Origin of the sequence: Streptomyces hiroshimensis (genome assembly GCF_014650335.1) — a bacterium.
GTDB lineage: Bacteria > Actinomycetota > Actinomycetes > Streptomycetales > Streptomycetaceae > Streptomyces > Streptomyces hiroshimensis.
In genome coordinates, this window is record NZ_BMUT01000011.1 from 132,423 (window position 1) to 146,681 (window position 14,259).

The 14,259-nt window shown below is 72.6% G+C and carries 10 protein-coding genes and 1 pseudogene; 7 read left to right on the forward strand and 4 right to left on the reverse strand.

The genetic code is table 11. The features are described 5' to 3' along the window. Positions 1-15: 15 nt before the first annotated feature. A complete protein-coding gene (locus IE241_RS24235) occupies positions 16-1,527 on the forward strand; it encodes a DNA-binding protein NsdB (RefSeq protein WP_190023936.1) in 1,512 nt (503 codons plus the stop codon). 97 nt (positions 1,528-1,624) lie between these two features. Here IE241_RS24235 and IE241_RS24240 read toward each other — a convergent pair whose 3' ends face one another. After that, the gene (locus IE241_RS24240) at positions 1,625-3,100 is read right to left on the reverse strand and encodes a PP2C family protein-serine/threonine phosphatase (RefSeq protein WP_190023937.1); all 1,476 of its coding nucleotides are present in this window, start codon (positions 3,098-3,100) and stop codon (positions 1,625-1,627) included. A 409-nt stretch (positions 3,101-3,509) separates the two neighbouring features. On the opposite strand from IE241_RS24240, the gene IE241_RS24245 reads away from it, so the two are divergent. After that, a complete protein-coding gene (locus IE241_RS24245) occupies positions 3,510-4,934 on the forward strand; it encodes a HEAT repeat domain-containing protein (RefSeq protein WP_190023938.1) in 1,425 nt (474 codons plus the stop codon). 93 nt (positions 4,935-5,027) lie between these two features. Beyond that, the gene (locus IE241_RS24250; RefSeq protein WP_190023939.1) at positions 5,028-5,603 is read left to right on the forward strand and encodes a hypothetical protein; all 576 of its coding nucleotides are present in this window, start codon (positions 5,028-5,030) and stop codon (positions 5,601-5,603) included. A gap of 95 nt (positions 5,604-5,698) precedes the next feature. Here IE241_RS24250 and IE241_RS24255 read toward each other — a convergent pair whose 3' ends face one another. Next, a complete protein-coding gene (locus IE241_RS24255; RefSeq protein WP_190023940.1) occupies positions 5,699-6,160 on the reverse strand; it encodes a hypothetical protein in 462 nt (153 codons plus the stop codon). 242 nt (positions 6,161-6,402) lie between these two features. Between IE241_RS24255 and IE241_RS24260 the strand changes: the two are divergent. From IE241_RS24260 to IE241_RS24270, 3 genes and pseudogenes are all read left to right on the forward strand, one after another. Further along, positions 6,403-7,203 (forward strand): annotated as a pseudogene (locus IE241_RS24260) (ATP-grasp domain-containing protein). 180 nt (positions 7,204-7,383) lie between these two features. After that, a complete protein-coding gene (locus tag IE241_RS24265; RefSeq protein WP_190023941.1) occupies positions 7,384-8,052 on the forward strand; it encodes a DUF4956 domain-containing protein in 669 nt (222 codons plus the stop codon). Beyond that, positions 8,049-8,903: a polyphosphate polymerase domain-containing protein gene (locus IE241_RS24270; protein ID WP_229899733.1), complete on the forward strand. Its 855-nt coding sequence runs from the start codon at positions 8,049-8,051 to the stop codon at positions 8,901-8,903. Before IE241_RS24265 ends, IE241_RS24270 begins: the two co-directional genes overlap by 4 nt. Positions 8,904-8,930: 27 nt before the next feature. Here IE241_RS24270 and IE241_RS24275 read toward each other — a convergent pair whose 3' ends face one another. Next, entirely contained in the window at positions 8,931-10,067 is a 1,137-nt protein-coding gene (locus tag IE241_RS24275; RefSeq protein WP_190023942.1) for an alpha/beta hydrolase, read from the reverse strand. Between the two features lie 128 nt (positions 10,068-10,195). Further along, positions 10,196-11,194, reverse strand: coding sequence for an NAD-dependent epimerase/dehydratase family protein (locus IE241_RS24280; RefSeq protein WP_190023943.1), 999 nt, complete (start codon positions 11,192-11,194; stop codon positions 10,196-10,198). Positions 11,195-12,018: 824 nt separating this feature from the next. On the opposite strand from IE241_RS24280, the gene IE241_RS24285 reads away from it, so the two are divergent. Continuing rightward, positions 12,019-14,196 (forward strand): hypothetical protein, encoded by a 2,178-nt coding sequence (locus IE241_RS24285; protein WP_190023944.1) that lies wholly within the window; start codon positions 12,019-12,021, stop codon positions 14,194-14,196. Positions 14,197-14,259: the final 63 nt, after the last annotated feature.

Genomic DNA, 14,259 nt, shown 5'->3' on the forward strand with positions numbered 1-14,259 from the left:
ACCTGGGGGCTTGACGTGACGAGGGAACCCAACACCCGCCTCGCGGATCTGTTCGGCCTGGCCGGATGGTCCAAGGGCGAACTGGCGAGGCTGGTGAACCGGCAGGCGGCCGTCATGGGCCACCCGCAGCTGGCGACCGACACCTCGCGGGTGCGGCGTTGGATCGACATGGGGGAATCCCCGCGCGATCCCGTGCCCAAGGTGCTGGCAGCCCTCTTCACCGAGCGACTCGGCCGTGTCGTGACCATCGAGGACCTCGGGTTCGGTCGGCGAGGGCGCGCGGGTAGGGGGCAGTCCGCGGACGGTCTCCCCTGGCCGCCCGAGCGGACCGCCGCGGTCCTCACCGAATTCACGGGAATGGACCTCATGCTCAACCGACGCGGCTTGGTGGGTGCGGGCGCCGCGCTCGCCGCAGGCTCAGCACTCAGCAGCGCCATGCACGACTGGCTGCACTCCGATCCGGTCCTCGCCTCCGACTCCCCCCGCTTCGACGATCCGCTGCGCAGCAATGCCGTCCACGCCGAAACCGCCGGGCTCGACCGCTACGAGGCCGCGCCGGTGGGCTCCACGGAGATCGACGCCCTGGAGCGCTCGGTCGAGGTGTTCCGCGCGTGGGATGCGGCCCGCGGCGGCGGCCTGCAGCGCAAGGCGGTGGTCGGCCAGCTCAACGAGGTGGGGGGCATGCTCTCCTACCACCACCCCGAGCACCTGCAGCGCAGGCTCTGGGGCGTCGCCGCGAACCTCGCGGTGCTCGCCGGCTGGATGTCCCACGACGTGGGCCTCGAGCCCACCGCCCAGAAGTACTTCGTCATCGCCGCCCACGCGGCCCGCGAGGGGGGCGACAGGCCCCGCGCGGGCGAGGCGCTCTCCCGTGCGGCCCGCCAGATGGTGCACCTCGGCCGGCCCGACGACGCCCTCGATCTGATGACGCTCGCCAAATCCGGCTCCGGCGACGAGACCCTGCCGCGCACCCGCGCCATGCTCTACACCATCGAGGCCTGGGCACAGGCGTCGATGGGCCGGGGCCAGGCCATGCGGCGCACCCTCGGCGAGGCGGAGGAGCTGTTCGTCTCCGACAAGCGGGACGTGCCTCCCCCGAGCTGGATGCAGCACTTCGACGAGGCCGACCTCCACGGCATGCAGGCCCTGGCCTACCGCACGCTCGCCGAGCACGACCCCGGGGCCGCGGCCATCGCCCAGCAGCACGCCAAAGAGGCGCTGGCCCTGCGCAGAAGCGGCCACCAGCGGTCGATGATCTTCGACTACATCTCCATGGCCTCCGCCTGCTTCATCAGCAACGACCCCGAGCAGGCGGACACCTATGCCCGGCTGGCCCTGGTGTCGATCGGGGAGACCTCCTCGCACCGCACCTGGGACCGGCTCCGCGAGATGTACCGCCTGACGGGGAAGTACGCGGGGTACGCCCGGATCGAGGATCTCCGTCAGGAGATCAAGCAGGCGCTGCCCAAGGCCCCCAGGCCGCAGGCGAAGAAGGGCGGCACCGGAAGCAAGGGGACGGCGGTGTAAGCCTCCCGGCCGTTGACGGCCCCGGGTTCCTACAACAGGTTCCTGCGCGACAGGTCCCTACGGCCGCAGTCGTTGACGGCAGTCGTCGTTGACGGCCTCAGTCGTTGACGCGCCCGATCAGCAGGCAGGCGTCGTCCTCGCGCTCCTTGCCGCCGAACTCCTCCAGCACGGCCCGTACGCACTCCTGGGCGCACTTCGCCGTGGCGAACCGGGGGGCGAAGCCCAGCAGCCGGTCGGTGACGGTCTCGGTGATCGGCCCGGCGCTGTGGGGCGAGAGCCCGTCGGTGCGCAGAAGGAGGATGTCACCGGGCTCCAGACGCTCCTCCGCCTGTCCGTACGCGGCGTCGGAGACGGCACCGAGCAGCATGCCCTCCGGCGGCTGCAGCGCACGGCCCTTTCCCCGGCGGAAGAGCAGGGGCGCGGGGTGGCCCGCCTGGGACCAGGTGAGAGTGAAGGTCGCGGGGTCGTAGCGGCAGCAGACGGCGCTGCCCAGGGCGGGCTGCGCGGAGGCGTCGAGGAGGTGGTTGAGCCAGCCCATCAGCGGGCCGGGTTCGGCGCCGGTCACGGCCATGCCGCGCAGGGCACCCAGCAGCATCGCCATGCCGGACGTGGCGGCTGCGCCGTGCCCGGTCAGGCCGCCGACGCTGAGGAGGGTCCGCCCCCCGGGCAGCCGCAGGGCGTCGAACCAGTCGCCCCCGATGAGGGCGCTGCTGGCGGAAGGGAGGTAGTGAGCGGCGAGGTCGAGGGTGCCGGGGGAGCCGTCGGACTGCGAGGTGCCGCCTTCGGGAAAGCGCAGGGATCCGCGCCACGGCGGCAGCACGGCTTCCTGCAGCTCGACGGCGAGCCGGCGCTCGGCCTGGGCGATGTGCTCCCGGCGCTGCAGCGTATGGCAGGTCTCGTCCACCGCCTCGCGGCTGCGGTGCAGCTCGCTGACATCCCGTAAGACGGCCCACATGGAGGCCGTGGAGCCGTCGGCGCCGAGGACGGGCTCGCCCATCATGTGCACCCTGCGGACCGAGCCGTCGCTGCGCACGATGCGGAATTCGCCGTCGATGGGCCTGCCGTCCACCAGGCAGCCGGTGACCATCGCGGTGAGCTGTCCGCGGTCCTCCTCGGGCAGCCAGGAGGGGAGCTCGTCCAGCGTCAGCGGGCCCTCCTCGGGGCGGCGGCCGAAGAGCCGGAACAGCTCGTCGGACCAGGTGGCCTCGTCCGTGAGGAGGTTCCATTCGGCGCTGCCGACGCGGGCCGGGGCCGTGACGGGCGCGGGCGGGGCTGCGGGCGGCGCCGCGGTGGCCTGCGCCGTGCCCGGGGCGTCGACCGGGCCGGGCGCGGGCGGGCCCTCGCGCAGCTGGCCGAGGTGCTCACCGAGATCGTCGAGGTGGTGTGCGGCCAGATCGCACAGGGCACGGTGCCAGCGCCGCCGGGCGTCATCCGGCTCCTCCGGGCCCGCCGTCTCGCGCCGCACGGCGTCGAGCCCGCCGCGCAGCCGGCGCGTCTGCGAGATGAGGGCGTCGACCGTGCCGTGCTCGGGCGGCTGAGCTGCGGAGGAGTCCGCGTGGAGGGGGGACGGCATCTCGTACTCCGATTGGGGGGCGCGGCGCGGCCGGCTCCATAGGTCCGCGGAATGGGCCGTAACGACTGTTGCACAGGGAGCGAGGGCCTGTAAGTGCTTTGGCAACACCCGATCCGGTGGTGTCCAGGGCATATGCCTATGGCAGGGAGAAGTGATGGTGAAGGTTCATCTTGGAGGTAAGTAAGTGATTACGGGGAGTGGGATCGCGCCGACGTGGGGGCGGAGTGGCCGAGGAGTGGGCAAATCGGACAGGACTCGGCGGAATCTCTCACTCCAGGTAGGCTGCGGGGCGCTCGACCGACCTCGAGTTACCCCTGTTCACCACGCATAGCACCGGTGGACACCGGCAAGAATGCCGGACGACGGAAATCCCGTTGCCAGCCGACTCCCCGCACCGGATGCTGACCCCATGTTCGATCCAGACATAGCGCCCAGCGGCACCCTGCTCGGCCTCCTTCAGCGAGGCCGCGGCGACGGGACCCTGCATGCCCTCGCGGCGCCGCGGGCGGAGGCGCTCGCGGCGCTCCACCACTGCCTCCTCAGCGACCCCAGGCGTGACTGGCAGGTGGAGAACCGCTCCCTCTACTACGCGCGCCTGTGTCTGGACCTCGACGCCGGGCTCGGCGAGATCGACCGGCACCTCTTCGACGCCGACGACTTCCTCGACACCGACGAGGAGCGCACCGGCCTCGCCCTCGCCGTCCTCGGCCACCTCGCCTCCTACGGCCGGGAGGACGCCCTCCTGCTGCTGCGGCGGTACGCGATCTCCGGAACCAACTGGGCCTGGGCCCTCGACGAGCTCGCCCTGCGCGACGACGACGCGGGCCTGCTCGCCCTCGGCGAGAGCATCCTCGCCCGCTTCCCGGCCACCCCGGAGGGAGAGAAGGCGCTCGCCGCGGCCGTGCGGGACGCCTTCGAGCCCCGCCCCTGGCGGCTGTGGGCCGACGCCGCCCAGTCGCCCACGACCGCGGAGCGGGTGCGCGCAGCACAGGAACAGGGCTCCTTCGACCGCTGGCAGCGCCAGCTGCGCCCCACGGGCCCGCGGCCCGGCTGGAGCGTGCCCGAAGTGCTCGACTGGGCCCAGGAGGGCCTCGGCCTGCACCCCGTCCAACTGCGCCACGTCCCGGCGACCCGCTGCCTGAACGCCGTCGCGGGCCCCGAGGACCGGCTGGAGATCATCGAAGCCGCCGCCTTCGGCCCCGACGGCGCCCGGGCCACCGCCCTGCGCTACCTCGCCGAGCACGACGACCCCCAGGCGCTCGACCTCATCGAGACCGCCGCGGCCGAGCCCGGCGAGCTCGTGGCCGACGCCGCCGTCACCGCCTTCGAGCGGATGCGCGGCACGGCCGCCCTGGAGCGGGCCCGCGCCTGGATCCACCGCACCGACGCCCTCGGCGGCGCGGCGGCCGGCATGCTCGCCTCCCGGGGCGCTCCTTACGACGCGGCGCTGGTCCTCGGCGCCCTGCGGCGCACCGTCCGGGCCGAGGGGCCCGACGCCCCGGTCCTGTGGGATCTCGTGCCGGGCGCCGGGCGGCTGGGGATCACCTGCGCCGCGCCCGTCCTGCGCCACATCTACCGCGAGACGTCGTCCTCGCACCTGCGCGGCCGCACGGCGCGGGCGCTGGCCGCGACGGACCCGTCGTTCGCCACGGGCTTCGCGGTCGAGTGCCTGTGGGACTGCGAGGAGAGCACCCGTGAGCTGGCCGCGCACCACGCGGCCACCGCCGACGCCCGCGTCGTCGAACAGCTGCGCAGGCTCGCCGCCGATCCGGCCGAGGAGGACGAGGTACAGATCGCGGTGCGCAGCCGCTTCGGCCCGGAGACGGCAGTCTGAGCGGCGGGCGAGCAGAATGATCGCGTGAATGCGATATCAGGTGTTTCAGAAGGTGCTTCAGCAAGCGCTCCCGCGGGCGATCCGGCAGCAGGCGTGAAGAGGGCGAAGCGGGTGGCGGCCGCAGCGGCCGTACTCGTGGCCGTGCAAGTGGCGGCCGGGGCCGTCGCGCAGGCGGCGCCGTCGCCCGCGCCGGCGGTCACCGCCGCCGTCGTCGCCGTCGGCGGCAAGGCCGAGGCCGGTACGACGACCCCCGTCAGGATCACGGAGGGGCAGGTCGCCGAGGCCGCGCCGGGCGGCACGATCCTCTACCCGAGCGTCACCAGCTGTCTGACGGTGACCGTCCGGCTGCGCGACGGCGGCCTCGTGGGCGCCCACGCCAGCCTCTTCCAGGTGCCCGGGGAGTACCGCTCCGACCGCATCCTGTCCGAGCTGAAGCGCAGGACCGGCGGCCGGCCGGTGCGCGCGGTCGAGGTCAGGGGCGCCGTCGGCGCCTGGGACCCGAGCTATTTCGTCAAGGCCATCGAGAGCTACGGGGACGGGGAGGCCGTGCCGTTCCCGACGTCGCCCGACCCCGGCGGCATCGCCGAGGCGGTGGCCAAGGGGCTCGGGCAGCCCCGGGCCCGGGTGACCGTCGAGGACGTTCCCGACGGCGACCAGACCGTCCGCTGACGTAAAAGCCGACGTAAAGGACGTAAAAACAGGAAGTGCGGGGCGGCGTGCTGCCGCCCCGCACTTCCTGCTTACGCCGTTCCCGCTGCTTCCGCTCAGGTGCGACGGCGCCTGAGAGCCTTGCGGATCAGGACGATCGCCAGAATGATCATGGCGATCACGAAGACGAAGACCAGGATCATCACGATGATCATGAAGATTCCGAGCTTCTTGAAGAAGCCCTTCTTCTTCTTTTTCTCCTTCTTCGGCTTCTTCGCCGCCGAGGTCACGTGGTCCTTGGCGGACCGGTGCCCGTGCGAGGCCTGCAGCGCGGAAGCCGCGCCCGTGCGCTCGGCGCCCGCGGCGGCCCCGGCCTCGGCCTGACGCTCCACCGTGGCGACGGCGGCGGCCGGACGGGCCTGCTCCGTCGCCTGGGCGGAGGCGGGGGAGACCAGCAGGGAGGCGCCCAGCGCCAGCGCCGCGACGACGGCCGCCCGGCGGGCCCGCTGCCACCGCCGCCGTACGACGGGTACTGCCGCGCCCGTCCGCTGCTCGTCGTCCATCAGCTCAGCGTTCATTGTGACGCCCCCATCGGTGTTCCGGGTGTTCTTGCACGTACGGCTGCGCTCCGGTGGCGGGCCGCAGGGCCCGGCCGCCGGAACGCGGCCCCTATTATCTGCACACCGACAAGCCGCCCAGCAGGGCGCACGGAAGCTCTGGAACCAAACCGGAACGATCGGCTCCTGAGGCGTGGTCACTATCCCGCAGTATGGGCAGATTGGAGTCTCCCGTGCCCTCCACCGGTCCCGCCGCCCGGCTCATGCTCGCGCCGCAGTACTCCTCCACGGCAGAGCTGCTGGCGGCCGCGGCCCGGCGGCGGGGCATGCGGGTGGAGACCCTGCCCCGCGGCGCGGATCCCGCGGACTGCCGTGAGGGGAACCGGGGAGAGGCCCACTACTACGGCGGCCCGCTGTTCGCCGCCCGGGTCCGGGACCGGCTGGGTCTGTGCCTGCTGGAGCCGGCCGACGACTGGCTCTCCGGGCTTCCCCGCACGTTCTCGGGCCGCGCGATCCGTACCGCCACCCTGGCCGAGGCCCGCGCGCTGACGCGCCCCGCCTTCGTGAAGCCGCCCACGGACAAGAGCTTCCCGGCGGCGGTGTACGGGGACGGCGGCGGGTCGCCCGCGGGCCCCGGCCTGCCGTCGTGGACACCGGTCCAGATCAGCGAAGTCGTCACCTGGCACTGCGAGGTGCGCCTGTTCCTGCTGGACGGCGAGGTCCGGACGGGCAGCCAGTACGCCGTGTTCGGCCGCCTCGACGCCGCGCCCCTCGACGGGCACCCGCAGCGCGCCGCGATCCTGGAGTTCGCCTCCCGGCTCGCCGGGGCGGCCGGGCACACCCTGCCCAGCGCGGTCGTCGTCGACGTCGGCCTCATGTCGGCCGGGGACGGTGCGCCCCGGTGGGCCGTGGTCGAGGCGAACATGGCCTGGTTCAGCAACTGCTAGGCAGCCGACCCGGACGCGGCCCTCGATGTCGTCCTGCGCGCCGCGGGCCCGGTGGGCCGGGTGGCCGACCGGGATCGTCCCTTCGGCAGGTCGTGCGCGGTCCTGCCCACCGCGTAGGCCGCCGGGGTCATATCCGTGGCGCCCGGGGCAAGAGTGCCGAATGCGACAGGTGTGGCAGTGATCCGGACACTTGCGGTCCGGTTCCATCAAGGACGCGCATTGTTCACTCAGAAGTAGCGAATGTTCACCCAGCGTTTCCTTATGGTCTGGGTACTTCCTACGTACAGAGAGTGAGCGATGGACTCCCTAAGACACCTCGCCGCCCACCTGGGGCTCGACCTCGTCGCCGTGTGCCTGCTGACGTTCGCGATCTACTACCCCCGGCACCGGCGGCGCGACCTCGTGCCCGCCTACCTGGCCTTGAACGTGGCCTTGTTCACCGTCGTCGCGGCCCTCGCGGAGCTGGGCGGCAACGGCGGGATGGCCCTCGGGTTCGGGATGTTCGGCGTGCTGTCGATCATCCGGCTGCGCTCGGACTCCGTGCAGCACGAGGAGGTCGCGTACTACTTCACGACCCTGGTCCTGGGCCTGATCACCGGGCTGCCGCACCTCGCGTTCGGGCTCGCGGCCGCGCTCGGCGCCGTCCTGCTCCTGGTCGTCTACGCCGCGGACCACCCCCGGCTCCTCGCCCGCTCCCGCCGCACCGTCGTCACCCTCGACACCGTGCACGCCGAGCCCGCCGCCCTGCGCGCCGATCTCGCCCGGCGTCTCGGCGAGCCGATGCACTGGACGGTCATGGAGGTCGACTACGTGCGCGACCTCACGGTCGTGGACGTCCGATACCGGGAGCCCGAGCCCGGAAGCGGCCCGGCCCGTACCGCCCCCGTCGGAGCCGAAGCCCGGGCCGAGGCCCGGACCGAAGCCGGAGCCGCGCCCGCGGCCGCGCCCGCCTGGGAGTCCGTGTGACCGCCGCCGTCCGGCAGGCCGCCGCTCCCGCCGGAGCCCCCGCGGCCCTGCCCGCTTCCGCCGCCGCAGCCGTGCGGGCCATCCACGACGCGGCGCACGCCACCGGGCCCATCCCGCTCGCCGAGGTCAATGCGCGCGCCGAGCTGATGGCGCGCTTCGACCGGAGCTACCTCGTACCCGCAGAAACGTTCCTCCAAATAGCGGCCCGGCTGACCGACCCCCGCAGGCCCGGCGGCCCCTTCCGCGCCCTCACCATCGACGGCCGCCGCGCCTTCCACTACCACTCCGTCTACTACGACACCCCGGGCCTGCGCTCCTTCCACGACCACCGGCAGGGCCGCCGGCTCCGCTTCAAGGTGCGCGAGCGGGTCTACCAGGACACGGGGGACCGGCAGTTCGAGGTCAAGCTCAAGGGGCGCCGGGGCGACACCGTCAAGCACCGGCGGCCGCTGGCCGGCTCGGACACCCCGCTGGACGCGGGCTACCGCGCCTTCCTCGCCGACACCCTGCACCGCGCCTACGGCATCGACTCGCCCGCGACCCTGCAGCCCTCGCTCAGCACGGACTACCTGCGGGCGACCTTCGTCGCCGACGGGGAGCGCATCACGTGCGACGCGGGGCTCGTCTGCGACGACCTCCGCGCCGGGCGCCGGGTGCGGTGCGACACGGACCTCGTCCTCGTCGAGACGAAGACCGCGGGGCACCTCACGGACGCCGACCGGCTCCTGCACGCGTGCGGGGTGCGGCCGGCGGTCTTCACGAAGTACTGCGGGGCGCTGGCCGCCCTCCGCCCGGCCCTGCCCGCCAACCGCTGGCGGCGGGCGGCGCGTTGCGCGTTCGGGGAAAGCTAAGGGGCAGGGAGACGCCGCGCGGCGGTGCTACTGACCGCCGTTACGGGGGGCCGTCAGCTCCTTGAGCTCCTTGTCCAGCCACTTGAGCACCACCGGGTACTCCTCGCGCCACGTCTGGAAGTTGTGCCCGCCCTCGTCCCGGACCAGCTTGTCGACCTTGAGCGGGGGCTTGGCCTTCTGCGCGAACTTCAGGCTCGGCCCGTAGTTGTCCTCGTTCTTGCTGGTGCCCAGGAGCAGCGAGACCGGCGGCGGGGGCATGTGCTCCAGGCGCCACGTCAGGTCGTTCTCGTTCTTGTACGCCTTGCTGCCGGCGTAGAGGTCGCCGGTCTTGCCGTCCTGGCGTGCGAAGTAGTCGGCGGACAGGCCCGCCGCGGCGCCGTAGCGCGCCGGATTGGTCATCGCGAGCTTCAGTGCGCAGTAGCCGCCCGTGGAGTTGCCGACGGCGCCCCAGCTGCCGGGGGCGTCGGAGGCGCGGTACACGTCGGTCACGGCGAACGGCACGTCCTGGTTGAAGAAGGTGAGCGCCTGGGGACCGCCCGGCATGTCCGTGCAGTTGGTGTCGCGGTCGGCGACCACCGAAGGCCGGACGAGCAGGTAGATCGTCGGCCTGATCTCCTTCTTCATGATGGCGGAGGAGGCGACCTGCGGGACTTTGAGCTGGGTGATGAGGTTCTTGGAGACCCCCGGCTGGCCGGTGATGACCACCACCACGGGGAACTTCTCCTTCTCGTGCTCCTTCTGGAAGTACTCGGGCGGCAGATAGGCGTACCCGTCCATGCTCAGTCCGCTGACCGGGCCGTGGATCTGGACGCGGTCCACCTGCCCGGCCTTCTCGCGGGTGCCCTTGAGCCCGATGGACTCCTGCCCCTGCACGGTGAGGGCGGGCGGCCGCCTGCCGTCCTTCGTGCCCGTTTGCAGGACCTGTTTGCTCGACGCGCGGCCCAGCAGCTCGTTCCAGGTCGAGTAGAAGCCGAACTCGTTGTTCGCGGCGACGAGCAGCACGGCCAGGATGCTGACCTGCGTCACCACGAGCAGACCGATGCGGCCCGCCAGCGCCAGCGGTCCCTTCCGTGCGGCCCGCGGCCACAGCCACAGTACGAGCGCGCTCACCGCGACGGCGATGAGCACGAGGACGAGCAGGAACGTCTGGGACGTCAGGCCCACGGCAGTCACTCCTCCGGGAGGGGCGTTACTCCGGGAGAGACGGGTAATCAGTGGAAGTGGTTTAGTCTTTTGAGACGGAATTTCATCTTATATCGACAATGGTGGACCCGCCCTCCGTCCGGCCGCCCCTAACCGGCGGCCTCCAGCCGCTCCAGCAGCGCCGCCTCCCGCTCCGGGGCGAGGCCCAGCGGCGGCCGGTCCGGGCGCTGCGGGGCCCGGCCGCCGAGCTCCTGCAGCCAGGCCCACGTGGCCGCCACGGTCTCGGCCGCCGGCCTGCAGCGCAGCCCCGCGGCAAGGGCCTTGGAGGCGTCCCCCCGGTGGAGTACGTCGTACAGCTCGCCCGGCGGCACCCACACCGGCAGGTCGGTCCAGGGTTCGATGCCCGCGGACAGGATCGGCTCGGGTCCGGTCCAGCGCAGGAGCGCACCGGAGCCCGTCACCCGGACGCACGCCTCCAGTAGTTCGCCCATGGTGGCGTGCCCGGGCGGGTTCACGAGGTTGTACGGGCCGCCGAGCCCCGCGCCGAGGGCGTCGAGGATCCAGGCGGCGAGGTCGTGCACGTCGATGTACTGCACGCCCAGGTCGCGCGGGCCGGGGGCCAGTACCGTCCCGCCGCGGGCGATCCGCCCCAGCCACCACGGCAGCCGGCCCACGTTCTCGCCGGGGCCGAGGATCAGCCCGGCCCGCACCAGCAGCGCCCGGTCGCCGAACGCGCCGAGGGCCGCCAGCTCCCCGCCGCGCTTGGCCTCCGCATAGCCCACTTCGCCGGCGTCCGGCGAGCCGTCCACCACGGGCCAGCGCTCGTCGCGCCCGGCCGGCGAGGGGTAGGCGTACACCGAGCCGCTGGAGACGTAGGCGTACCGCCCGGCGCGCCCGGTCAGCAGCCGCGCCGCGTCCCGCACGGCCGACGGCGCCCACGACCAGGTGTCGACGACGGCGTCCCACTCGCCGTGCGCGAGCGCCCGCAGGCCGTCCGCCTCCCGGCGGTCGCCGTGCAGGGCCGCCGCGCCCTCCGGCGGCGCGTGCCGGCCGCGGTGGAAGACCGTCACCTGCCAGCCGCGGGCCAGCGCCGCCTCGGTGACGGCGCGGCCCACGAACTCCGTGCCGCCCAGTATCAGTAGCCTCATGCCCCCACCCTGCCTCCTGGACCCCACCTCGCGGAAGGAGGAGAGGAGGGGAAGGGGCCGGGAAACGGGAGGGAAGAGGGCGGGAGGGGCAGGGGCGAGCGCAGCCCCGAAGGAGGGCAACCTTACTTAGAGGGCGAGGAGTTGCTTCCGGTTGCTCCCCGGTCCGGAGGGGGATCTTGCTTGGTGAGATCACCTACGGCGACGGCCGGGGGATGTGTGCGGCGATCAGGCGATACAAGCGAAAAGTCGGACGGCCGTCATCAGGCCGATCTCGGGGCGGCCCGGCGCTCAGGGTACCCCTGGGGCACCCGGGGGAACGCCTGCGGACACCCGCTTCGGGCGCCGGTGTCGCCACAGGTCACCGGCGCGCCCGCCGCTGCGCACGACGGCGGTGCCCGTGCCGTGGGGCGTGATCGCAGGACGCTCAATTCCGGCCAGTGAGCCGCGAGTTCCGCCCCGCTCATGGCCAGTGAGCCAGCGAGACCTCCGGGCATGGCGCACTATATGCCTGGGCGGTCGAGAGGCTGTTGAGGGACTCAAGTGCCTCTCGATGCCGCGGCAGGGGCACACCTGTGCCCGCCGCCCGCGCTGTGCCGTGCGGTCCGGCTCCGGCCGTGCGGCCCGGTCACGGGCGTAGGTGCCCGTGCCGTCGGGGGAACGGGCAGGCGGTCGGGTGGGGAGGCGCGACCGCCGTGGGGCCGTGCCATGTGGGGATCAACAGGGGATCAATTCGATGTGCGGGCCGGGCCGTCGGCGCCGCTCGCACGTGTCTTTGGAACCGGACGGCCGCGCCGTGCGCGCCGCCGTCCTGGGGGGAGAATCCTATGGGTCGTACGACCCGCCTTGCCGCAGCATGGGCTGCGGCCGCTCTGCTCGCCGTCGCCGTTCCGGCCGGGGGCGCCCAGGCCGCCGACCCGCCGCCGAGGATCGATCTGCGGGTCCTCGTCGTGGACGACGGCGGCCCCGCCACGGAGGCGCTCCGCGCCGAGCTCGACGGCGCCGGCACGCCGTACACCGCGGTGAATCTGACGGACGCCGGGCGCCCGCGCATCGACGAGGCCTTCCTCAGCGACACCGTGGACGGCAGACCCCGGGCCAGATTCCAGGGCGTGGTGCTGCCGAACGAGAACCCCTTCGGGGCGGGCTCGCCGGAGATGGCCGCCCTGGCCTCCTTCGAGAAGCGCTTCGGCATACGGCAGGTCGACGCCTACACGTACGCGAGCCCCCGGGTCGGGCTCAACAGCCCCCAGGAGGCCGGCTACAGCGGCCCCCTGGACGGCAAGACCGCCCAGGTGACGGCCGACGGCGCCACAGGACCCTTCGGCTACCTCAAGAAAAACGTTCCTTTCGAGGACAACGACACCTCGGTCAACGAGAGCTACGGCTATCTCGCCGCGCCCCTCGCCCAGCAGGAGCAGGGCGCGACCTACACCAGCTACCTCGACGCACCGATCCCCGGCTCCGCCGCGCGCGGCTCGCTGATCGGCCAGTACACCCACGACGGCCGCAGCGAACTCGTCGTCACCTTCATCGCCAACCAGTACCAGAGCCAGTTCCGCCTGGTCTCGCGCGGCATCGTCGAATGGCTGACCCAGGGCATCCACCTGGGCGCCTCCCGCAACTACTTCGGCGTTCACGTCGACGACGTCTTCGCCTCCGACGACCGCTGGGACGTCAAGCGCAAGTGCACCCCCGGCGACGTCGACTGCCCCGGCAACCCCGCCCCCGACAGCCCGCCGATACGCATGACGGCCGCCGACGCGCAGTACGCCAGGCAGTGGTCGCAAAGCCACAACCTCCCGCTGGACCTGGCCTACAACGGCGTCGGCAGCGAGGAGTTCAAGGCGGAGCACGGCGGCACCTACGACCCGCTGCTCGACCAGCTCCGCGCCGACCAGAAGTCCTTCCGCTGGATCAACCACACCTATACCCACGCCTTCCTCGGCTGCGTGCAGAACACCACCGTCGTGCCCTGGAAGTGCGCCACCGACCTGCTCGGCAACGTGCGCTGGGTCAGCCGCGCCACCATCAACGGCGAGATCGGCAACAACCTCAACTGGGCGGCCCGCCAGGGTCTCACCCTCGACAAGGACGAGCTGGTCACCGGTGAGCACTCCGGCCTGAAGACCCTGCCCCAGCAGACCAAGGACAACCCCGAGCTCGCACCGTCCCTCACGCAGAACGGCGTCGGCTGGGTCGCCAGCGACAACTCCCGCGAACGCGAGCAGCGCCAGGTCGGCCCCGCGCTCACCGTGCCGCGCTACCCGATGAACGTCTACTACAACGTCGGCAAGGCCACCGAGCAGACCGACGAGTACAACTGGCTGTACACGAAGAAGGCCGACGGCGGCAGCGGCATCTGCGAGAACTCCACGACGACCACCTGCCTCAAGGCCCCGCTGGACGTGAAGACCGGCTTCTCGTCCTACATCCTGCCCCTTGAGGCCCGCATCGCCATGGGCCACGTCCTGGCCAACGACCCGCGCCCGCACTTCATGCACCAGTCCAACCTCTCCGAGGAGCGGATCGGCTACACCGTCCTGGAGAAGGTCCTCTCCGACTACTCCGGCCTCTACGCCGACAACACCCCGCTGGTCAACCTCCGCATGCGGGACATCGGCACGGAGATGAGCAAGCGGGCCGCCTGGACCGCCGCCCTCTCCGCCGGCAAGGTCACCGCCTACCGCATCGGCAGCACCGTCACCGTCTCCGCACCCGCCGGCACCCAGCTCTCCGCCACCCTTCCCGGCGGCACCGTCCGCAACGACACCAAGGCCGTCTTCGGCGACGCCTACGCAGGCCTGCGCTCCGGCTGGGCCGCCCCCGCCGCCGGGCAGGACCGGCTGGACCTCACCCTGCCCACAGGCGCCACCCCGGCCGCCCGCGCCCTGAACTCCGCCACCGCCCGCGTACAGCCCCCGGCCACGAGCGCCCTCCCGGTGCCCAAGGGCGTCACCACCCGGGTGCCGTACGGCCCCGGGGACGCCGCCGCCCGGCGCTGACCCGGACCGCCATCACTCCGTGCCGCACCACCCCATGCACAGCCGACACTGGAGAGAACCGAG